This is a genomic window from Hymenobacter ruricola (assembly GCF_015694525.1).
Lineage (GTDB): Bacteria > Bacteroidota > Bacteroidia > Cytophagales > Hymenobacteraceae > Hymenobacter > Hymenobacter ruricola.
The window spans coordinates 57,731-78,642 of record NZ_JADQDM010000015.1; the positions used below are offsets into that span (position 1 = coordinate 57,731).

A 20,912-nucleotide genomic window follows, 5' to 3' on the forward strand; every position below is an offset into this window, starting at 1 on the left:
CCGCGCTACAGCTTGATGGTCCGCTTGGAAACCACTTGGCCATTAATCGTGACGGCGGCCACGTAGAGGCCGGCCTGCAGGCGGCTGCCGTCCACAGCCACGGAGTGAGCGCCGGCGCTGAAGCCCTTGTTGGTCAGCACGCTTTGCACACGGCGGCCCATTTCGTCGAACAGCTCCACCGTGACGGCGCCGGGCGCGGCCAGCGTGAAGGCAACGTCGAACTGGTTGAGGAAAGGCACAGGGCTGAGTTGCAGGTCGGCTTTGGGGTCGTTGTTGGCGCGCAGGCCAAGGGCGGTGCCAAAGGCGGTCAGGCCCAGAAAATCGGCCATGATGGGCGTGATGGCGGTGTTGTCGAGCAGGCCGCGGCCGCTGAGCTGCTGGGCGTGGGTGTTGGTGTTGTCCTCGGCACCCACCCAAATGTCCTGCGGGGTGTGGTTGCCGGGCGTGCCGCCCTGGTTGCTGCCCACGCCGGTGCTGGCGCGGGTGCCGTTGCCGTTGGTGAGGGGATTGGAGCCGTAGGCCACCACGATGCGCTTGCCCGTGGCCGAGGCCGGCTGCGGGTAGTCTTTGCCCTGAAAGCTGTTCATCACGTAGTCGGGGAACCAGCCGCCGGCGCCGCCGTCGCCGCGCACCAGGTTGGTGGGGGTGGCGTAGCCGGCTTCGGCCGCCACCGATTTGGTGATTTGGCCGGAGTAGGTCCGGATTTTGGTGCCGTTTTGTTGGGCATCGGCTTCGTCGTGCAGGCCCGTCACGGCAAAGCCACCGCACTCGTGGTCGGAGGTGCTAAAGATGAGCGTGTTGCCCGTAGTGGAGCGGGTGCCGAGCAGGGCGCGGCCCTCGGCCACAGCGTAGTCGAAGGCCAGCACTTCCTTAATCATGTAGTCCGACGCGTACACGTTGGCGGTGCGGGGTGTGGTGGGCGTGGCCGTGTAGTTGGCTTCGCCGCCGCCCGGCGCATAGGTCGGCTTGTCCGAATCCACGGTGTATTGGTTGGTGCCGGCAGTGGCGCCCGCCACCACCGTGATGCCGCCGGTGTTGGCGTGCTCCAGGTGGTCGATGCGGCCGGCTTCCACCATCAGAAAGAAGCCTTTGCCGTTGCTCTTGGCCTTCAGCACCTCGATGGCCATGTGGGTCATTTCGGCCAGCGAGGGCTCCCAGGGGGCACTGGTCTGCCGGTCCTGCTCGTAGTTGACGTGCGAGGCGTTGAACAGGCCGAGCAGTTTCTTGCCACCGGGGCCGAACTGGCTCAGGTTGATGTTGTTGAGGGCGTCGCGGCTGTTTACGTAGGCGTAGTTGCGCTGGCTCACGGCGTAGCCCACCACGTCCACGTCGTCGGCCCGGTTGCCGCGCAGGGTGGCGGGGGCGTTGGTGGCGGGGTCGATGATGGCGGTACCGTTGCGGTCCACGACGGTTTCGTAGGCGCTGGCAGCCGTGCGGGTGCGGGGCAGGAAGTGGCGGGCGCCGCCGCCGAGCACTACGTCCAGTTCCACGCCCACTTTGGGGGTGGGCAGTTCCCAGTCGCGGTTGGCCTGGTAGCGGAACGAGGCCGTCGGGCTGGCGTTGAACAAGCCTTCGTACTGCGCCTGCGTCGAGGCAATGTACTGGGCGGCAATGTAGTCTTCCAGGTCGCGGTACCAGATGTGGCTGGCAAAGGCGGCCGGCGTGGCGTGCGTGATGCGGGCCGTGCTCACGATGCCCACGGCGTAGCCTTGCTTTTTGGCGGCTTCGAGGATGGTTTCGATGGAGGCACCGGTGGCGGGGTTCAGCGAGATGACTTCGTTGTCTTGCTTGCCGGGCTTGCCGCAGGCGTACACCGACGCGCCGGGCGCCGAGTCCGTAATCCACGAGTTGAGCGAGTGCGTGGTGACGGTGGCGTTGTACTTCAGCTTATCCAGCGCCAGCACCTGAAACCCGGCGTCCGAGGTAAAGCGCTTGCCCGTGGTGCCCTGGCCCATGGCCATGCGGGCGGCCGTTTTGGGCGCCAGCCCGAAGCCGTCGCCGATGTAGATGATGACGTTGTTGTTGGTGGCCGCGGCTTGCGCACGAACCTGCTGCTGCGCCGCCATGGCAGCCAGCAGCAGGCCCCCCGTGAGTAAAATTTTCGCTTTCATGTAATCCGGTGTGTTAGTGAAATGAGCAGTTACCGGCCGCAAAATTGAGCGGGTGCCATGAGGCCGGTATTACGGCTCCGTCACGGCTACATTACAAATTCAGCCGCCGCCACCGGCATTAGTAATCATTGCATAATCAACGTGGTAAGACTCAACTTCTACCTTTGCAGGCAGTCTTTTTACGCCTTCAGCCCATGCCTTTGCCCCACCCTTCTTCTTCGTTTTTCAGCCTGCTGCTGGGCTTATTTTTTCTGGTTCTGGCGCCTTCGCTACAAGCCCGTCCCCGGCCGCTCTGCGCCTTGCCCGGCCATGAAAAACCCGTGGCGCTGCTGCGGGCCGGCAAGGCCACCTACCTCGTCACGCAGCGCAGCGTCTTTCGGCTCGAAGGCTCGGCGCTGGTGCGCAAATACCAAGGCACGGCGCCCATTCAATGCGCCGCCCTGGCCGATACTGTGCTGTGGCTGGGCACGGCGCAGGGCCTGCTGCGCCTCAACACCCGCGCTTTCCGGCCGCGGCCGGTGGCACTACCGGTTGCTGGCGAAGCAGGGCCCAGCATCACCACGCTGCTGCTCGACCAGCGCGGCACGCTCTGGGCCGGGGCCTTTGGCCACGGCGTGTTTCGATGGGCCGCGGGCGCTTTTGTGCAGGAGCTGAACACGCCGGCCATCAACGGCGGCGCAGCCATGGCCGACAGCTCCGTGTGGATTGCCACCAGCATTGGCCTCAACCGCCGGGTGGGCGCCGAGTGGCTGCGCTACAACGAGGAAGGCGTGGCCAACCACGAAATCCCCGACAACATCGTGGAAAAGCTGCTGCCCGACAACGCCGGCAATCTCTGGGTCATCATGTCTGACGCCATCTGCGTGTTTGAGAGCGGCGCCCAACGCTCGGCGGCCGAAGGCGAGCTGCCCACCGTGAAATTCCTCGGTCGCCCCGGCAACGAAGTCTACGGCGTGGCCTACGTGCCCGGCACCGGCCGCGTATTTGCCACCGCCATGGGCCTGTTGCTGCTGCCCAACGAGCCGACCGAACACGTGACCAGCTTCGCTCCTTCCACCGACAAAATTGAGCAAAAGCGCCTGCTGCTGCCCCTCGCTCCCTTGCCCGGCGCCGGCAACCCCACGCTGCTACAAGTCGACGCCCGGCAACGCCTGTGGCTGGTGAGCGAAGCCGGCATTCAGGTATTGACAGCCAAAGAGTTTCGACGATTTGCCCAAGCCGGAAAGGACAAACCGGCCGCAGGCACGGCGAAGCTGTAGGCTGCGGCCGGCTTTTGTACGGCATGCAAAAAAGGCGCGAAGCAAATGCCTCGCGCCTTTTTTATCATTCATACCCTGCGCAAACTCGCCGAGTCCACGCTACAGCAGCTCGGTGCTGCGCTTCACGAACTGGGTCAGCGCCTCGCCTTTCAGCAGGCCCTGGGCCAGAAGGGCCAGGTCGAAGGCTTGCTTGGCGATGGTTTCGCCGCCGTCGGCCAACACTTTTTGCGTCAGCGGGTGGTTGGCGTTCACCGTCACGTCGTACGACTCGGGGAAGGCGCCGAACATCTGCATGCCGCCTCCGCCGCCGGTGCGCTGCATGTCCTTCATGCGGCGCATGAACTCGTTTTGGGTGATGACCACGGGCGCGTCCTGGGGCGAGAGGGCGGCTACTTTCACGTGCATGGCCGGGTTGGCAATGGCTGCGGTGAAGGCTTGTTCCAGCTTTTTGGTGTCGTCTTCGCTCAGCACGCTTTCGGTGGCATCGTCCTTTTCGATGAGCTTGCTCACCGTGTCGGCGTCCACGCGCTTGAAGCTGGTTTTTTCCAGCTTCTGCTCCAGCAGGCCCACGAAGTGCGGGTCGAGCACCTGGTCGAAGTTCAGCACGTCGTAGCCGCGCTCCTGGGCGGCGGCCACGAAGCTGTGCTGGGCCTCGGCGTCGTTGGTGTAGAGCACCACCGTGTTGTCGTTCTTGTCTTTCTGGTTGGCCTGCACGTGCTCGGTGTACTCGTTCAGGGTGAACAGCTTGCCGTCCACATTCTTGAGCAGCACGAAGTCCTTGGCCTTGTCGTAGAACTTGTCGTCCGACAGCATGCCGTACTTCACAAACAGGCCGATGTCGCCCCACTTCTCCTCGTAGCCGGCGCGGTCCTGCTTGAACAGGCTGCTGAGGCGGTCGGCCACCTTCTTGGTGATGTAGGTGTTGATTTTCTTCACCGCCGCGTCGGCCTGCAGGAAGCTGCGGCTCACGTTCAGCGGGATGTCGGGCGAATCAATCACGCCGTGCAGCAGCATCAGGAACTCGGGCACCACGTCCTTCACCTCGTCGGTGATGAACACCTGCCGCGAGTAGAGCTGAATCTTGTTGCGCTGGAACTGCAGCTCGTCCTTCACCTTCGGGAAGTATAGAATACCCGTGAGGTTGAACGGGTAGTCCACGTTCAGGTGAATCCAGAACAGGGGCTCGTCCAGGCTCATGGGATAGAGCTCCTGGTAGAACTTCTTGTAGTCCTCGTCGGTCAGCTCGGAGGGCTGTTTGGTCCAGATGGGCGTGGTGTCGTTGATGAGTTGGCCCTCGAACTCAATCGGAATGGGCAGGAACTTGCAGTACTTGGTGAGGATGGTGCGCAGGCGGGCCTCCTCCAGGAATTCGTCGGAATCTTCGGCCACGTGCAGCACCACGTCGGTACCGCGCTCGGCTTTGGCGTGCTCGCCTTCGGTTTCTTCGAGGGTGAACTCGGTGCTGCCGTCGCAAGTCCAGTGGGCCGTCAGGGTGTCGTCTTTGTACGACTTCGACCAGATTTCCACTTCCTTGGCCACCATGAAAGCCGAGTAGAAGCCCAGGCCAAACTGGCCGATAATCTGGTCTTTGGTGTTGGCGTCCTTCTCCTTGTACTGCTCCACAAACTCGGTGGCGCCGGAGAAGGCAATCTGGTTGATGTACTTCTTGATTTCCTCGGCCGTCATGCCCAGGCCGTGGTCGGAAATCGTGATTTTGCGGGCTTCTTTGTCCACGGTCACGCGCACTTTCAGCTCACCCAGCTCGCCCTGGTACTCGCCCAGCTGGGCCAGGCTTTTCAGCTTTTGGGTGGCGTCGACGGCGTTCGAGACCAGTTCCCGCAGGAAAATCTCGTGGTCGGAATACAAGAACTTCTTGATAATGGGGAAGATGTTCTCGGTGTGGATGGAGATGGAGCCGGTTTCTTGCATGATGGTTTGGATAGGAACGGTTGGTTGCGGACGAAATGGCCGGGCACGGGAGGCTTGGCTGCGTTCCGCACGGCATTCAAAGCTTGTTCCAAGCCGAAACAGCCTGTCAGACTGACAGCGGGCCAGCTACTTCCGCTAGTATTCCGGAAAGAGTTGGAATGCGACCCGGGGCTCGCTCACGCCGCCGTGGGCGGGGCCGCGGCCGTGGGCGGCGTCCCACTCGGCCAGCAGGGCTGGCATCCGGCCCGAGTAGTCGCTGAGCCAGTGCAAGCCCGGCGTGGCGGTGGAGAAAAACTGGATATCGAACCTGATGAAGGGACGAAATAATGCAATCAGCGAGTCGATGGCCAATTGGTTGTGCACGCGGCGGCGATGAATGGCCAGCACCACGCGCTCCAGGGGCAGCTTCACGAGAATCGGCATCCAGCTCACGCCCAGCCACACCTGGTCGTACACCGAAATATCCGGAAACGTGTTCATTTCCAGCAGCATGTTGCGCACGCCGTGCTGGTTCACCAACTGCAAAAGCTGTTCGGCGCTGCTGCGGAACGAGCGCATGTCCTCGCCCGCCGCCCATTCCACGCGCAACAAGCTCAAGGCTTCGTCGTACTGAAGGGAGAGGTCGGGAATTGTGGTAATTATCACAAAAATACAGGTATCAACCGGCCCGTCGTCAGGGCCCGAAAGGTTACGTAAGAACCGTCCTTTCCGGATTGCCGGATTCCGGCTCTGAAGCAACTTTTTTATTGGGGGGCAGCTTTTGCTGTTTCCGCCCATCTTTGCACCGTGCAAGCCCTGCGTTCCCACTTAGCCCTGTTGCTGTTGCTGTGTCTGACCCGGACCCTGCTGCCGGAGGCGTGGATTCTGGCCTTGCACCCGCACGAACACACCACCGACGAACCGGCCCACGAGCTGGCGTTTCGGCACAAGGGCAAGGCCGTCATCAGCAAACAGCACAAGCATTGCCCGGTCGAAGAGCTCTACAACGTGCCTTTTCTGCCCAGCGCGCCCGTGCTGACCCCGTTGCCGGTTGCCCGGCCGTGCTTTGCCACCGCGCCCGTGCCCACCGTGGCCACGGCGCCCTGGATAGCCCAGCAGCCGGCTCAGCTCCGCGGGCCGCCCGCTGCCTAAGCGGCACCCAGCTTCTGTTGATTTTTAAGCTACGCCCTGCCCCGACTGCGCCGCGGTCTGGGGGCCGGCGCCTGCGCTTATGCCGCCTTGGCGCGGCCCTCACTTTTGTTTCATGTTTGCTTTCGTATCGAAACCTGATTTTCTAAAAATCCGCCCCACTGCGTTCACAGTGTTGGGCTTACTGAGCGGCTCCATTGTGCCGGCCACCGCCCAGACTGGCCAGAATGCCCCCGCTCCGGCCGCTGCGGCCACCCGCGGCCGCGCGGCCGCGCCGCCCCTGACGGGCCGCGTGGTAGATGCCGCCAGCGGCGAAGCCCTGCCGGGCTCCACCGTTTTGTTTGACGACCTCAAGCAGGGCGCCGCCACCGGGCCCGATGGCAGCTTCAGCTTCGCCAGCCTGCCCCGCGGGCGCTTCACGCTGCAGGTGCGCTCGCTGGGCTACAACACCGTGACGCAAACCGTGGACACGGGCAGCGGCCAGCCGCTGGAAATAAAGCTAACGGCGGCGGCCACCGAAATCGGCCAGGTGGTGGTCACGGGCGTGTCGCAGGCCACGCAGTTGCGGCGCTCGCCGGTGCCCACGGCCGTGGTCGACCGCACACGGCTCAACCAAACCGCCGGCGCTAACCTCATCGATGCCATTGCCCACACGCCGGGCGTGGCCCAGATTACAACTGGTGCGGCCATCAGCAAGCCCGTGGTGCGCGGGCTGGGCTACAACCGCGTGGTGACCCTCAACAACGGCGCCCGGCAGGAGGGCCAGCAGTGGGGCGATGAGCACGGCGTGGAGATTGACGAGTTCAGCGTGGACCGGGCCGAGATTATTAAGGGGCCGGGCTCGCTGCTGTACGGGTCCGACGCCATGGCGGGCGTCATCAATTTCGTGGCGCCCGACCCGGTGGCGGAGGGACGCATCACGGGGACGGCCACGGCCAGCTACCAGACCAACAACCGCCAGCAGGGCTACTCGCTGCTGAACGCGGGCAACCTCAACGGCGTGAACTGGCTGGTGCGCGGCACCCGCAAGGTGGCCGGCGACTACCAGAACCGCTACGACGGCCGGGTGTACAACTCCGGCTTTAATGAATGGGACGCCAACGGCTACGTGGGCGTGAACAAAAGCTGGGGCTATTCGCACCTCACCTTCAGCAGCTTCAACCAGCGGCTGGGGCTGACGGAAGGCGCCCGCGACGAAGCCGGCCGCTTCACCAAGGACGTGCCCGCCGGCCAGGACCGGGCCGGGGCCGACAGCACCGCCGCCGTGCCCGTGACCGACGCCGACCTGCGCGGCTACGGCCTGGCCGTGCCCCAGCAGCAAATCAACCACCTGCGCATTGGGACGGATAACAACTTCATTCTGGGCGAAAACGGAGCCCGGCTCACGCTGCAGGTGAGCTACCAGCAAAACCTGCGGCGCGAGTACGGCAACGTGTTCGACCCCGCCGAAACGTCGCTCTACTTCCAGCTGCGCACCGTGGACTACTCGCTGCGCTATTTCCTGCCCGAAAAAAATGGCTGGAACTTGACCCTGGGCACCAGCGGCCTGCACCAGCAAAACCGCAACCTCGGCGTAGAATTTCTGATTCCGGCTTACCGCACCAACGAGGCCGGCGTGTTTGGCGTGGCCAAAAAGACCATCGGCAACCTCGACCTCAGCGGCGGGCTGCGCTACGACGTGCGCCAGATTTCGGCCGACCGGCTGTTGCTCGACGGCAACGAGCGGCCCAGCGCCGACCCCACGGCCGAAACCAAGTTTCCGGGCTTCGAGAGCACCTTCCGCAACTACAGCGGCAGCGTGGGCGCGGCCTACAACGTGAACGAGCGGCTGACGGTGAAGGCCAACCTGGCGCGCGGCTTCCGGGCACCCAACATTGCCGAGCTGGGCTCGAACGGCCGGCACGAGGGCACCATTCGCTACGAAATCGGCAACGACAACCTGGCGGCCGAAACCAGCCTGCAGGTGGACGCCGGCGTGAGCTACGTGACCGACCACGTGCGCTTCAGCGTCGATGCGTTTGAAAACAGCATCAGCAACTACATTTTCACGCGGCGCCTGCTCACGGCCAGCGGCGCCGACTCGCTGCGCGACGACACCGGCGCTTATCAGTACGCGCAGGGCCAGGCCCGGCTCTACGGCGGCGAGGTCAGCCTCGACTTTCACCCCCACCCGCTTGACTGGCTGCATTTTGAGAACTCCTTTTCGATGGTGCGCGCCCGGCAGCTGAACGTGGCAGCCGACCAGCAGTACCTGCCCTTCATTCCGGCCGACCGGCTGCAGTCGGAGCTGCGGGCCAACTTCCGCCGCCAGGGCAAGCGCCTCGCCAACCCCTACGCGCGCCTGCAGATGGAGCACACCTTCGCCCAGAACCGCTATTTCTCGGCCTTCGACACCGAGACGGCCACGCCGGGCTACACCTTGTTCAACGCCGGGCTGGGCACCGACGTGGCCAACGCGCAGGGTCACACGCTCTTCTCGCTCTTCATCACAGCCAACAACCTGTTCGACGTGGGCTACCAAAGCCACCTCAGCCGCCTGAAATACGCCGACTTCAATGCCGCGAACGGGCGCTACGGCGTGTTCAACCAGGGCCGCAACGTGAGCGTGCGGCTGGTGGTGCCGCTGGCGTTTAAGTAAGCCGCTGATGCAGTCATACCTTGTGCCTTCTGCTCTTGCTGTTTCAGGCCTGCATCTATGTCCACCGCTAACTATTTGATTGCCGCACTCAGCTGGCTTCTGCTCTTGCCGGTTGCGAGCTGTGGGCAGACGAAAGCGCCCGTGGCGGCTGGGCCCGCCGTAGCCCGCGCCAACTTACCGGCGCCCAAGCTGGCGGTCGACGTTTTTGGGCCGGCCACGCCTTCTTTTGCCCGGCAGTTGGCGGACGGGTCGCGGTTGTTTTTAGGCGTCAATCGGGCTGACAACCACAACGTGCCGGGCCTGGCCCGCTACCGGCCGGATGGCCTTCTGGACACGGCCTTTTGTCGCCGGGTAGCCCAAGTGGTGCCCCATTGCTACAAGGTGTTGGAGGCCAAGGATGGCAAGCTGTGGGTGCACGGCTCGGGGTCGGCCAGTTTTGGCGCTTTCGACCCGCCTTACATTGTCCGCCTCAACGTGGATGGCACGGCGGACGGCAGCTTCCCGAAAGTATTGTGCAGCGGGTTCAACGCCTGGTGCATGCTGCCGGACGGGCGCTTGCTGCTGGGTGGGCAATACCTGACTTTGGGCCAGCCGCAACAGCTGCAAGGGTACCTGGCCTGCCTGCGCCCCGATGGCACCCTCGACGCCGACTTTATGGCGGCCGCCGGAAACGAGCAAGGGGGTGTTTCGGCGTTGGCCTGCCAGCGCGACGGCCGCATTCTGGTGGCTGGCCAGGGACTGCGGCCGAAGGGCCAGCCAGCGGCGGTGTGTTCGCTGCTGCGCCTCACCAGCAGCGGCCAGCCCGACCCCGGCTTCCAAGTGCTGCCGCATGGCTCCCAGCCCTTGATGGCCCTCGCGGTTCAAGCCGACGATAAGCTGCTGGTGTTGCTCGGGCGCGGCGTGGGCACGTTGCTGCGGCTGCTTCCCAACGGTGCCCCCGACCCCACGTTTATTTTGCGCCTGCGCCAGCCGTTCCACATCATCAACGGCCAGCCGCCGCTGCTGGCCCTTTCCGATGGCCGCATCCTGTTTCCCGGTCACGTTTCTGAGAAGCCTCCCACCACCGGCGCGCCTTGGCGCAGCCTGCTGTGCGTGTCGGCCATCGGAGTAGAAGACACCACCTTTCGGTACCGGGCGCAGCCGAGCTGGGTGTGGTCGCTGCAGGAGCTTCCCGGCGGGCAAGTGCTGGCCGCTACCAGCTTGGTTTGCTACCCTACGGTGCCAGCAGCCCGGCTGGCACCCACCGCGGTGGTGGTGCTGCAGCCGGATGGCGCCCCGCTCGCCGGCCAGGTGCCGCCGCTACTGGGGCAGCCGGCCAGCGTCGATGCCCTGGCGGTGCAGCCCGATGGCCGGCTGCTGCTGGGCGGCGGCTTCACCGGGGTAGGCAACACGCCCGCCCGGGGTCTGGCCCGCCTGAACCTCGATGGCACTCCGGACACGGCGTTTGCCCGCCGCTGCCCAACCGATGGCTTTGTCTGGCGCATTGCCGTGGAAGCCAACGGGCGCATTCTGGTGGCGGGCACCTTCGGGCGAATCGGGAATTTGCGCCAGCCCACGCTGGCCCGCCTCCTGCCCGATGGCCGGCCCGATTCGACCTTCCGGCCGCCGCTGGCCCCCTGGACCGAGACCGGCAGCGTAACCCTACAGGGAATTGGGGTGCAGGCCGACGGCAAGGTATTGATTAGCGGGCACCTTCAACTGACCACTGGCAAGCAGCACAAACTCCTGCGCCTCACGACTGCGGGCCAGCCCGATGCCACTTTTCAGCCGCCGGGCACTTCGGAAGAGGCTGGCCCGCTGCTGGTGCAGCCCGATGGCAAAATCCTGGTTGCCAGCTCGCCGGTATTGCTGCGTCGGCTACTGCCTGGCGGGGCAATTGACCCCGACTTTGCCGTTATCCGTCATTCGGGCATTGTCACCGCCCTGGTCCAATGCCCCGATGGCCGCCTGTTGGTGGGCGGCAGTTTCCAGGCCGGCGGCTTCAGCGGTGTTCCGTCCTTGAAAACCCTGGCCCGCTTGCTGCCGAATGGCAGTGCCGACCCTGATTTTCATCCTCTTATGTTCAGTTTTAGCTATGTAAACGGCTTGGGCATTGGGCCGGATGGCCGCATTTTGGTGGGCGGCAGTGGCAACCCGGAATACCAGGACCACCGGCCCCCGCCCTACTTCAAGCTGCTGCGCTTGCTAAACCAAGGACCGCCAGACCCCACCTTTAACCCGCGCTCCGGACCCAACGGGGAAGTGAATGCCTTGGTGGTTTGCCCCAATGGCACGGCTTTCATTGGCGGCGGCTTCGCTTCGTTTGATGAAAAGCCGCACTTCGGGCTGGGCCGGCTTCCAGCTCCGCCTCCCGTGGGAACCGGGCAAGGCGCCAACCGTCCCAAAGCACCACTCAAGAGCGGAAAGAAATAGGAGGAGAAAAGCAGCCGCTTATCGATAGTGGCAAGTCCCACTCGTCCAGAATGCCCATTTGTTGAGAATACGCGCCCGGTCATTAGATAAGAAGCTTTTTCAATTGCGGCGGTGATAGTTGGGCGGAAAATGGATTAATTAGATACAACACCTTCTGCTATGGTTTTCTCGCCCCACCTCCTTTCCGCCGCCACGCTCCGCGCCGCCTTGCTCGCCAACCGCGAGCAGGCCCTGACCCGGCTCTACCGCCAGACCTTTCCCGCGGTGCGCCGCCACGTGAGTCGCCACGGTGGCTCGGCCGAGGACGCCCAGGATATTTTCCACGACGCGCTGGTGATTTTATACGAGCACGCCGTGGGCGAGACGCTGGCGCTCACCGCCGCGCCCGGCACCTACTTGGTGAGCATTGCCCGCAACCTGTGGCGGCACGAGCAGCGCCGCCGCGCCCGTCTCCCGCAAGACGCCCTGCCCGACGACCCCGGCCTGCTCGCCGCCGAAGCCGCACCCGCGCCGGAGGAAACCGGTTTCGCCGTGCTCGACTACGTGGAGCGGCTGGGGGCCAAATGCAAGAGCGTGCTGCTGGCCTTCTACTACTTTCAGCAGCCGCTGACGCAAATAGCCGAGGCCAATGGCTACCGCTCGGTGCGCTCGGCCACGGTGCAGAAGTTCAAGTGCCTGGAGCGGCTGCGGCAGGCGGTGCGGGCCGTGTTTTCCACCGAAACCACCGAGTACTAATGCGTCCCGAACTCGAACGCCTGCGCCTGATTGAGCAGCAGTTGCAGGGTGGCCCGGCAGCCCTTCCGGCCGATGAGTGGAACCTGCGCCTGCTGCTGGATGGCGAGCTGCAGGCCGATGCCGCGGCCCAGCAGCAGCTCTACCAGGGCCTGCGCCTGGCCGGCCGGCGCCAGCTGCGGCAGGAGCTGGTCGAAATTCATACCCGGCTCTACGGCCCGCCGGCCAGCCCCTGGGCGCGGCTGTGGCAGCGAATGAAGCCGTGGTAAGAGCTTCCTAGCAAAGTCTTCTTTATAACAAACACTCCGTCCGGGTTCGTCCGAGCCTTCGCCTTTTGGGCGAAGCGGACGCGCTATGCCCATTTTCTCGCTTCCCAACCAATCCATTCCAATGCTTACTAAACAGGAATTCCGCAAGTTTGCCGTGCGCGGCCAGGGCCTCAACGGCCTCGCCGTCGACCAATACCTTACCCATGCCGAAGGCCTGGCCCGCCCTTTCGTGCAGAACATGACCCGCTCCGTCATCGAGGAGCGGCCCACGCGCTTCGCCGAAATCGACGTGTTTTCGCGCCTCATCATGGACCGCATCATCTTCCTCGGCCAGGCCGTGGACGACAACATTGCCAACATCATCAACGCCCAGCTGCTGTTTCTGGAGTCGGCCGACGCCAAAAAAGACATCCTGCTCTACATCAACTCGCCGGGCGGCTCGGTCTACGCCGGCTTCGGCATGTACGACACCATGCAGTACATCGGGCCTGATGTGGCCACCATCTGCACCGGCCTGGCCGCCAGCATGGGCGCCTTTTTGCTCTGCGGCGGCGCCATCGGCAAACGCTCGGCCCTGCCGCACGCCCGCGTCATGATTCATCAGCCCAGCGGCGGCGTGCAGGGCCCGTCGGCCGACATCGAAATCACAGCCCGCGAGGTGGTGAAGCTGCGCCAGGAACTCTACGGCATTTACGCCGAGCGCACCGGCAAAACCTACCAGCAAATCCACGACGACTCGGACCGCGACTACTGGATGCGCGCCGACGAGGCGAAAGAGTATGGCCTGATTGACGAGGTGCTGACGCGGTAGTGGCAGTAGCGCGGACTTTGTAGTCCGCGTTTCCACCCAGTTCACAAATTGTAAAAACAGCGCGAGGACGCGGACTACAAAGTCCGTGCTACTGACTGCACCGAAAGCCCGGCCGTTTACGTTCTTGCGTAGCGCCTACGCTTTCCCCTCATGCCCCACGACCACTCCAGCCACGCCGGCCACCAGCACGCCGCCCCGCCGCCCGGCGGCGGTTTCAGCGCCGCCTTCGCCATCGGCATTGCCCTCAACCTCGCCTTCGTCGTCGCCGAAACCGCGGGCGGCCTCTGGGCCAATTCTGCCGCCCTGCTCTCCGACGCCGGCCACAACCTGAGCGACGTGCTCAGCCTGGCCCTGGCCTGGGGCGCCGCCTGGCTGGCCGGCCGCCCCGCCACCCGCCGCTACACCTTCGGCTACCGTGGGGCCACCATTCAGGCGGCCCTGCTGAACACGGCCCTGCTCTACGCCGCGCTGGGTTTCATTCTCTGGGAAACCATCGACCACCTGCGCCACCCCGCACCCGTGAACGGCCGCTGGGTGATGGCGCTGGCCGGTGCCGGCATTTTGGTAAACGGCGTCACGGCCCTGCTGTTCCGCAGCGGCCAGAAGGGCGACGTGAACGTGCGCGGCGCCTACCTGCACATGCTGACGGACGCCCTGGTGAGCGCCGGCGTAGTGGCCGGCGGCGGCCTCGTGCTGCTCACCGGCTGGGCCTGGCTCGACCCCGTCATTGGCTTCGCCGTCCTCGGCCTCATCGCCTACAGCTCCTGGGGGCTGCTGCGCGACAGCCTCCGCCTGGGCCTGCAGGCCGTGCCCGACGGCATCGACCCCGAAGCCGTGCGAGCCTACTTGCTGAAGCAGCCCGAAGTCCAGTCCGTGCACGACCTGCACATCTGGAGCCTCAGCAGCTCGGGCCACGACGCGGCCCTCATGGCCCATCTCGTGCGCCCCGGCGGCGCCGATGCCCAGTGGCTGGCGGCCCTCTCCAAAGGCCTGGAGGAAGAGTTTCACATCCACCACAGCACCGTGCAGGTCGAGGACGGCCCCACGCCCGGCGGCTGCCACAGCGGCTGCCAGTTGCCGGAACTAGTAGCGCACGGGCACAGCTAAAACGTCGTGCTGAACGTGGTGAAGCGTCTTTACCTCAATAGTAATCTCATAGACCGGATTCACTAGTGTGGTAAAGATGCTTTACTGCGTTCAGCATGACGTTCTTGCGGCTCGTACTACTTTTCGGCATGCAATCCACTTCCCCGCCCAAAGCCACCTTGTTCAGCGCCGCCGTCATCGTGGCCGCCCTCGGCTACTTCGTCGACATCTACGACCTCATTCTCTTCAGCATCGTCCGCGTGGCCAGCCTCACGGAGCTGGGCGTGACGCCGGGCTCACCCGCCATGACTAACCAAGGCCTGTTTCTCATCAACATGCAGATGGGCGGCATGCTGCTCGGCGGCATCCTGTGGGGCATTCTGGGCGACAAGCGGGGCCGGCTGTCGGTGCTGTTCGGCTCGATTCTGCTCTATTCGCTGGCCAACATCGCCAACGGCTTCGTCACCACCATCGACCAATACGCTTGGCTGCGGCTCATTGCCGGCATCGGGCTGGCCGGCGAGCTGGGCGCCGGCATCACCCTCGTCAGCGAAAGCCTCTCGAAGGAGCAGCGCGGCTACGGCACCATGATAGTGGCCACCGTGGGCGTGAGCGGGGCCATGCTGGGCTATTGGGTGGGCCACAAGTTTGGCTGGCGCAACGCCTATTTCGTGGGCGGCGGCCTGGGACTGGCCCTGTTGGTGCTGCGCGTGAGCGTGTTCGAGTCGGGCATGTTTCAGCAGGTGCAGGCCCAGGCCGAAGTGGTGCGCGGCAACTTCCTCAGCCTGTTCACCAATCCCGCCCGGCTGGGCAAGTACCTGCGCATCCTCCTGATTGGGGTGCCGCTGTGGTTCGTGGTGGGCATCCTGGTCACGCTGGCACCGGAATTTGGCAAAGCCCTCGGCATCACGGGCGTGGTCGATGCCGGGCTGGCGGTGTTCTGGTGCTATTTCGGGCTGGTGTTCGGCGATTTTTTCAGCGGCGGCCTCAGCCAGCTCTGGCACTCCCGCAACAAGGCCTTAAAGGTGTTTCTGGGTTTCTGCGCCGCGCTGGTGGCCGTGTATTTGTTTGGGGTGAAGGGCGCCACGCCTACTACGTTCTACGGCGTGTGCTTCGTGCTGGGCATCTCGGTGGGCTTCTGGGCCCTGTTCGTGACGGTGGCCGCCGAGCAGTTTGGCACCAACCTGCGCGCCACCGTGGCCACCACTGCGCCCAACTTCGCTCGCGGGGCCGTAGTGGGCTTGGTGCCCGCCTTCAAAGCCCTGAGCGGCGCGCTGGGCTTCGTACCAGGCGCGGCCGTGCTGGGCGGCCTCACGCTGGTGGTCGCCTTCTGGGCCGTGAGCACGCTGCCCGAGAGCTACGGCAAAGACCTAGACTACGTGGAAGAATAACGGGCGCTTTGCGTCGGGTAGGGTTTCCAACCTACGTCCTCAGAATCCGACACGCATTTCCGTCCTCGCCAAGCCTTGGTGTCGCGTTTACTTCCGCGTTTCCACCCGAAACTGGCCTGTGGTGCGCAGCGGCTCCCCTTGTTGGGTCAGCCCTTCCGTCACAATGCGAAAGCTACCGGCCTTGTCGGCTCCGACGAAAGACACGGTAGCCAAGCCGTTGGCGCCGGTTTGCACCTTGGCGTTCCAGTAGAGCGTGGCGCTGCTGCGCCCGTCCTCGGGGGCCGTCGCGCCCGTCGCGGGGCTATAAAATTCGCGCACCCGCTGCAGGCGCGGCGGGGCATACAGCGGGGGCACCGCCGCGGGGCCGGGAGCGGGCTCGGCGCCGGCTACGTAGTTGGGGTTGCCGTGCTTGGTGAGAAAGGAAATGGCCCCGGCGCCGCCCCGCTCGCCAAAAATGGCCGTCGAGCCGGGCCGCAGCACCTCCACGGCCTCAAAGTCGACGATGGGCACGGAGTTGAGCAGGGTGATGTCCACAGGAACCCCGTCGAGCAACAGCAGCGGCATTTCGGCCGTCGTGCTCGTGGGCTCGGTGGCCACCGGTGGGCGCATGCGCCCCGCGCCGGAAGCCGCCTGCAACGCCGGGCCCAAGCGCGTTGACTCGGCGCTGCTCTTGCCGCGCATGGTGATGCGCACGTTGCCCTGGCTGCCCACCACACTGAGGCCCGACACCCGCCCTTGCAGCACCTGCACCACATTTTGGTAGGTGGCGATGCCCGGAATGTCCTTGGTCAGGATGGTTACGTCTGGGCGGCCGTAGATGCGGCGGTTATCGGGCTGGAGCGGCTGCGGGGCATGCTCTTGCACCTGCACTTCGCCCAGCAAGATGCTCTTGCCCTGGTAAGCCGCCACCTGCTTTTGAATGCCCGCGAAGCCCTGCCGGGTACTGTCGGGAGCCCAGGGCCAGAGCGCACCAGTGGCGGCCGAAACGGCCGGGATATTGTCGTCGAGCAGCAACTGTGGGTGGCGGACGCCCTTGGCCGGCTGAGCTACCAAGCGCACGGCCGCCGAGTCCTGCCCGGAAAAACCGGTAAACGTGAAGCGGCCTTGCTCGTCGGCCAATACCTCATGCACCCGCATCGGCCGCAGGCGGGTGAGGCTGACGGTGGCCCCGGGCACCGGCGCCAGGTGCTTATCCACGACGCGGCCGCTGAGGCTCGGGCCCAACTCGCGCGGGTAGCGCGCATCCGGCGCCGCATTGGCCAGCACGGACTTCCACACGAAGCGCCGCCAGCCCTGGGTGAGCAGCAAGTCGTCGAGGGCGCGGCTGGCAGTGGTACTGGGAGTGGTGCCGCCAGCGAAATAGTAGCCGGGCTGCTCCACCGGCCCCTGCAAGTCAGCGGTCAGCAGCAGCGCGGTGCGGATGTCGAGGCCGTGGGCCAGCGTGGGCGCCGTAGCGGCCGTGACGGCCAAAGAGAAATTGCCGGCCAGGGGGCGTCCGGCCGCATCCTGGGCCGACACCTGCAGCGTCACTTTCTCGTGCGGGGCGTAGGCGGATTTGTCGGGCTGCACGCGCAGCTGGGCGCCGGGCCCGGAGTTGTGAAAGCTCAGCCGCTCGCAACGGGCCACTTGCTGGCCATCAAACAGGGTGACGTGCAAAATGCCGGCCGGCAGGTTCTTTTTCGGCACGGTGAACTCCAGCGGGCGGGCCGTACTCGCTTCGGCTTGTCCCACATACGCCATGGTGCTCTGGACGTGGGCGGCCAGGGTCACGCGCTCGGTGGGGGCCTGGCCGGCGTCGGCTTTGCGGCGCACCAGCACCAGGAAGTCATCGGCGCGCTCCTGCACTTGCAGGGTGAGCCCGGCGGGCTGGGCCGCGGGCAGCGGGTAGGTGGCCTCCTGCCCGCCGGCGTAGCGGATGCGGGCCGTGTAGAGGCGGCCGGGCGCAGGCTGCAGCTCAAAACGGCCCATGCCCAGGTGCTGGCTGCGCAGCTGCGCCACCACCGCGCCCTGTTCGTCCTGCACCGTGCCCTGCACCCCGATGCCGCGGCCGTTGGCGTCGGTGGCCTTGAACGCGACGGTGCTGGGTAGCCCCGTCACCAACTCGCCGCCTTCGGGAAAAAACTGCACCGCGGCGGCCGCAGCGGCCGGCTTCGTTTCCGTGGCCTTGGCTGCCGTGCCCGAGGCGGCCACCACCGGCACCACGCGGCTGAAGAGGTAGTCGGGCGTGTTGCGCATCCAGTTGGTGTAGGCCCGCAGGGTGTAGAGGCCTTCGGGCAGGTTGGGGGGCAGCAACAAGCTGCCCGGGGCGCCGCCCTCCTGCACCGCCAGGGCATGGTGCATCAGCAGCTTCTGGGTGGGCCCAATCACGTCGACGTAGAGCACCCGGCTGAGGCTGTCGGCCGGCAGGGGCGCGGCCCCGGTCACGTAACCCTTGTACCAAATGGTTTCGCCGGCGGCGTAGGCTTCGCGGTCCAGGTGCAAGTACACTTTCTCGGGACTGGCGAGGGCGTAGAAGCGCTGTAGCTGCTGCGCAAGCCGGGGCCCAAAATCATCAGTCGGCAGTTGAAAGGATGCCAACGCGGCCGGTGCGGCTACCGCCCAGAACAAGTGCCAAGGTTTCATAATAAGAGCCTAGAATAGGGAGGCCCTACAAGTATACGCGTATTACACAGTTCCGCCACGGCGCCCCCTGGCGGCGCTAGCACACTGGACCCAGCTAGCGTGTCAACGGCTTTGTTATCCGAGAGAATTGCAAACGGAGCAGGCCGCGCGAGTCGGCATCGGCTTTCGCTGCAGCTCCGACCTGCTGGCCTCGTTCGTTGCACCTGCTTCCCCAACTCTACGGCTGCGCTTACCGATGCACCGTTTTGTTTTACTCTAGCTCCTACTTCGTGCTGCTGGCAGCAGGATTACAACAATAGCCCGGAACACATGCAAGAATAAAAGGTTCTGAAAATCAATAAATAACCAACTTCCGTCCCGGCCCTGCGTTTGAGGAAGCAGCCCGCCGTTGGCCGGCCCTAACCCTTCCCCATGAAAAACATCCTCTTCGGCGCCGCCTTCCTCGCCGCCCTGGCCACCGCCACCGTGGCCCGCGCCCAAACCGCCCCCATGCCCGCCCCCGCCGACCCGGCCGCCCCCGCCCTCACCCCCGAGCAGCAGCAGCAGCGCGCCACCGACGCCAAAGCCACCTACGACACCCAGAAGCAGCAAAGCAACAACAGCGACCAGGCCGTGCGCGACAGCCGCCACCAGCTCAAGGAAAACGCCAGCCAGCAAGCCGACCTCAAGCAGCAGCTCCGCGCCCAGCGCGCCCAGGAAAAAGAGCAGAAACACCAGCTCAGCCAGCAGCGCGACGCCGCCAAAGCCGCCAAGAAGCAGGAGCGCGCCGCCCGCGACCTGGCCAAAGCCGAAAAGCAGCGCGCCAAGGACATGAAATAACGGCCCTAGCTTTCCGTCTTATTGAGAAAACTCCGACGAAAGCCGGAGTTTTTTCTTGCCCGGCTTTTTGTCCGAGTCCGGCCCCGCCGCCCTACCTTTCGCTTCACCAGTCAGCCCGTTCCCTTATGGCCACGCCCACCAAAAACACCGTTCAATTCTACCCGTGGCACCATTTCGTGCTGCTGCCGCTGGCCCTGCTCATGGCCGGCTACGCCGTGCTGCGCTACACCAAAGTAGCCGGCGACGACGACCAGACCGCCCGGCTGTGGTTCACGGTGGCCGCGCTGGCGGTCATCGGCCTGGGCGTGCTCGTGATGCTGCGCCAGCACTACGCCCTGCAATTGCAGGACCGCATTTGCCGGCTCGAAGTGCGCCAGCGCTATTTTGAAGTCAGCGGCCAGCGCTTCGCTCCGCTCGAAAAGCAGCTCAGTCTCAAGCAAATCCTCAGCCTGCGCCTGGCCGGCGACGCCGAACTGCCCGCCCTGGCCCAGGCCGCCGCCACCGAAAAGCTTTCACCCAAAGACATTCAGGCCCGTATTACCGATTTTCAGTTCGACGCCATGCGCGTCTGATTTGGTGGATTGGTGGGGTAGTGGATTGGCGGATTACCCTGCCGCATTTTCCTTTCACAAAATCCACCTTTCCACTACCCCACCCATTTGCCCCCGAAGTATGATTCTCTACAACGTCACCAGCAGCATCGAGCCCTCCGTGGCCGAGGAATGGCTCGACTACATGCGCACCACCCACATGCCCGAGGTGATGGAAACCGGCTTCTTTCTCAAAAGCCAGCTCTGCCGCCTGCTCAACGAGGAAAACGATGGCATCACCTACGCCGCGCAGTACTATTGCCTCAGCGTGGAGCAGCTGGAGCAGTACCAGCAGCTGTGCGCCCCCGCCCTGCGCGCCGACATGGAAAAGCATTTCGCTGGCCAGTACGTTTCCTTCCGCACTGTGCTGGAGGTGATGGACTAAGCCGTGGCGTATGAGGTCGGTTTAGACCAGTTGCCAGGCACGAAAAAGGCCCCAGTGCTGTTAAAAAAGCACTGCATGAAAAATATCATCTTCTTCGGCGACAGCCTCACCGCGGGCCACGGCCTGCGGGCCAACGAAAGCTTTCCCGCGCTGCTCCAGCAGCGCCTCGACCAGCAAAACCTTTCCTATAAAGCGTTCAATTACGGCGTGAGCGGCGAAACCAGCGCCGGCGGGCGGCAGCGCCTGGCCGCGGTGCTGGCCCGCCACCCCGTCGACGTGTTCGTGCTCGCCCTGGGGGCCAACGACGGCATCCGCGGCATTCCCGTGCGCGAAACCACCCAGAACCTGCAGTTCATCATCGACGCTGTGCGGCGCCAGTTCCCGCAGGCCCAAATCGTGCTGGCCGGCCTGGAGTTTCCCTTCGACCTCGGCCCGCTGGGCGGCCATCGCCTGGCCAGCTACGCCACCGAGTTCAAAGCCCTGTTCCGCACCCTGGCCGAGAAAAACAGCCTGCCTTTCGTGCCTTTCCTGCTGCAAGGCGTGCTGGGCCGCCGCGAGCTCAACCTGCCCGACGGTGTGCACCCCAACCCGGCCGGCCAGAAAATCCTGGCCGAAAACGTGTGGCAGGTGCTGGGGCCGCTGTTGCAGCAGCCGGTTAGCTCGTAAGTGTAAACGTCTGTCATCCTGAGCGGAGCGAAGGACCTTCTCACGGCAGAACGTTTTAACGTGA

General features: G+C 64.6%; 17 protein-coding genes. 13 read left to right on the forward strand and 4 right to left on the reverse strand.

All coding sequences use genetic code 11. The annotated features are described in order from the left end of the window. Positions 1-5 precede the first annotated feature (5 nt). Positions 6-2,111, reverse strand: coding sequence for an alkaline phosphatase (locus I2H31_RS25705; protein ID WP_196294907.1), 2,106 nt, complete (start codon positions 2,109-2,111; stop codon positions 6-8). 194 nt (positions 2,112-2,305) lie between these two features. On the opposite strand from I2H31_RS25705, the gene I2H31_RS20430 reads away from it, so the two are divergent. Continuing rightward, positions 2,306-3,370, forward strand: coding sequence for a ligand-binding sensor domain-containing protein (locus I2H31_RS20430; protein ID WP_196294908.1), 1,065 nt, complete (start codon positions 2,306-2,308; stop codon positions 3,368-3,370). 99 nt (positions 3,371-3,469) lie between these two features. Here I2H31_RS20430 and htpG read toward each other — a convergent pair whose 3' ends face one another. Then, positions 3,470-5,299, reverse strand: a complete 1,830-nt coding sequence (gene htpG, locus I2H31_RS20435) for a molecular chaperone HtpG (protein ID WP_196294909.1) — start codon at positions 5,297-5,299, stop codon at positions 3,470-3,472. Positions 5,300-5,434: 135 nt separating this feature from the next. Then, positions 5,435-5,944 carry a hypothetical protein gene (locus I2H31_RS20440; protein ID WP_196294910.1) on the reverse strand — a complete coding sequence of 170 codons (510 nt, stop codon included), beginning with the start codon at positions 5,942-5,944 and terminating at the stop codon, positions 5,435-5,437. Positions 5,945-6,085: 141 nt separating this feature from the next. Between I2H31_RS20440 and I2H31_RS20445 the strand changes: the two genes are divergently transcribed. The 8 genes from I2H31_RS20445 to I2H31_RS20480 all read left to right on the forward strand — a co-directional run bounded on the left by I2H31_RS20445 (position 6,086) and on the right by I2H31_RS20480 (position 15,766). Then, positions 6,086-6,430: a hypothetical protein gene (locus I2H31_RS20445; RefSeq protein ID WP_196294911.1), complete on the forward strand. Its 345-nt coding sequence runs from the start codon at positions 6,086-6,088 to the stop codon at positions 6,428-6,430. Positions 6,431-6,599: 169 nt separating this feature from the next. Next, positions 6,600-9,065: a TonB-dependent receptor gene (locus I2H31_RS20450; RefSeq protein WP_317192251.1), complete on the forward strand. Its 2,466-nt coding sequence runs from the start codon at positions 6,600-6,602 to the stop codon at positions 9,063-9,065. A 57-nt stretch (positions 9,066-9,122) separates the two neighbouring features. Continuing rightward, the gene (locus I2H31_RS20455; protein WP_196294913.1) at positions 9,123-11,477 is read left to right on the forward strand and encodes a hypothetical protein; all 2,355 of its coding nucleotides are present in this window, start codon (positions 9,123-9,125) and stop codon (positions 11,475-11,477) included. Positions 11,478-11,636: 159 nt separating this feature from the next. Continuing rightward, positions 11,637-12,212, forward strand: coding sequence for an RNA polymerase sigma factor (locus I2H31_RS20460; protein WP_196294914.1), 576 nt, complete (start codon positions 11,637-11,639; stop codon positions 12,210-12,212). Beyond that, positions 12,212-12,478, forward strand: a complete 267-nt coding sequence (locus I2H31_RS20465; RefSeq protein ID WP_196294915.1) for a hypothetical protein — start codon at positions 12,212-12,214, stop codon at positions 12,476-12,478. The genes I2H31_RS20460 and I2H31_RS20465 overlap by 1 nt, the downstream gene beginning before the upstream one ends. Before the next feature lie 121 nt (positions 12,479-12,599). Then, positions 12,600-13,289 (forward strand): ClpP family protease, encoded by a 690-nt coding sequence (locus tag I2H31_RS20470; protein WP_196294916.1) that lies wholly within the window; start codon positions 12,600-12,602, stop codon positions 13,287-13,289. A 150-nt stretch (positions 13,290-13,439) separates the two neighbouring features. Further along, complete coding sequence (locus tag I2H31_RS20475) at positions 13,440-14,396, forward strand: cation diffusion facilitator family transporter (protein WP_196294917.1); 957 nt, start codon at positions 13,440-13,442, stop codon at positions 14,394-14,396. Between the two features lie 128 nt (positions 14,397-14,524). Then, entirely contained in the window at positions 14,525-15,766 is a 1,242-nt protein-coding gene (locus tag I2H31_RS20480; protein WP_196294918.1) for an MFS transporter, read from the forward strand. Between the two features lie 87 nt (positions 15,767-15,853). On the opposite strand, the gene I2H31_RS20485 is transcribed toward I2H31_RS20480, so the two are convergent. After that, positions 15,854-18,388, reverse strand: coding sequence for a TonB-dependent receptor plug domain-containing protein (locus tag I2H31_RS20485; protein ID WP_196294919.1), 2,535 nt, complete (start codon positions 18,386-18,388; stop codon positions 15,854-15,856). Positions 18,389-18,799: 411 nt separating this feature from the next. Between I2H31_RS20485 and I2H31_RS20490 the strand changes: the two genes are divergently transcribed. The 4 genes from I2H31_RS20490 (at position 18,800) to I2H31_RS20505 (ending at position 20,848) form a co-directional block, all read left to right on the forward strand. Continuing rightward, positions 18,800-19,207, forward strand: coding sequence for a hypothetical protein (locus I2H31_RS20490; RefSeq protein WP_196294920.1), 408 nt, complete (start codon positions 18,800-18,802; stop codon positions 19,205-19,207). A gap of 125 nt (positions 19,208-19,332) precedes the next feature. Next, complete coding sequence (locus I2H31_RS20495) at positions 19,333-19,779, forward strand: DUF6526 family protein (protein ID WP_196294921.1); 447 nt, start codon at positions 19,333-19,335, stop codon at positions 19,777-19,779. Between the two features lie 100 nt (positions 19,780-19,879). Further along, complete coding sequence (locus I2H31_RS20500) at positions 19,880-20,182, forward strand: DUF4286 family protein (RefSeq protein WP_196294922.1); 303 nt, start codon at positions 19,880-19,882, stop codon at positions 20,180-20,182. A 75-nt stretch (positions 20,183-20,257) separates the two neighbouring features. Next, positions 20,258-20,848, forward strand: coding sequence for an arylesterase (locus tag I2H31_RS20505; protein ID WP_196294923.1), 591 nt, complete (start codon positions 20,258-20,260; stop codon positions 20,846-20,848). Positions 20,849-20,912: the final 64 nt, after the last annotated feature.

What these genes read in the sequence shown, in the direction of transcription:
- I2H31_RS20485 (WP_196294919.1), bottom strand. Translation starts at nt 18,388, where the DNA reads ATGAAACCTTGGCACTTGTTCTGGGCGGTAGCCGCACCGGCCGCGTTG.
- I2H31_RS20465 (WP_196294915.1), top strand. Translation starts at nt 12,212, where the DNA reads ATGCGTCCCGAACTCGAACGCCTGCGCCTGATTGAGCAGCAGTTGCAG.
- I2H31_RS25705 (WP_196294907.1), bottom strand. Translation starts at nt 2,111, where the DNA reads ATGAAAGCGAAAATTTTACTCACGGGGGGCCTGCTGCTGGCTGCCATG.
- htpG (WP_196294909.1), bottom strand. Translation starts at nt 5,299, where the DNA reads ATGCAAGAAACCGGCTCCATCTCCATCCACACCGAGAACATCTTCCCC.
- I2H31_RS20475 (WP_196294917.1), top strand. Translation starts at nt 13,440, where the DNA reads ATGCCCCACGACCACTCCAGCCACGCCGGCCACCAGCACGCCGCCCCG.
- I2H31_RS20460 (WP_196294914.1), top strand. Translation starts at nt 11,637, where the DNA reads ATGGTTTTCTCGCCCCACCTCCTTTCCGCCGCCACGCTCCGCGCCGCC.
- I2H31_RS20455 (WP_196294913.1), top strand. Translation starts at nt 9,123, where the DNA reads ATGTCCACCGCTAACTATTTGATTGCCGCACTCAGCTGGCTTCTGCTC.
- I2H31_RS20505 (WP_196294923.1), top strand. Translation starts at nt 20,258, where the DNA reads ATGAAAAATATCATCTTCTTCGGCGACAGCCTCACCGCGGGCCACGGC.
- I2H31_RS20470 (WP_196294916.1), top strand. Translation starts at nt 12,600, where the DNA reads ATGCTTACTAAACAGGAATTCCGCAAGTTTGCCGTGCGCGGCCAGGGC.
- I2H31_RS20490 (WP_196294920.1), top strand. Translation starts at nt 18,800, where the DNA reads ATGAAAAACATCCTCTTCGGCGCCGCCTTCCTCGCCGCCCTGGCCACC.
- I2H31_RS20495 (WP_196294921.1), top strand. Translation starts at nt 19,333, where the DNA reads ATGGCCACGCCCACCAAAAACACCGTTCAATTCTACCCGTGGCACCAT.
- I2H31_RS20500 (WP_196294922.1), top strand. Translation starts at nt 19,880, where the DNA reads ATGATTCTCTACAACGTCACCAGCAGCATCGAGCCCTCCGTGGCCGAG.
- I2H31_RS20480 (WP_196294918.1), top strand. Translation starts at nt 14,525, where the DNA reads ATGCAATCCACTTCCCCGCCCAAAGCCACCTTGTTCAGCGCCGCCGTC.
- I2H31_RS20430 (WP_196294908.1), top strand. Translation starts at nt 2,306, where the DNA reads ATGCCTTTGCCCCACCCTTCTTCTTCGTTTTTCAGCCTGCTGCTGGGC.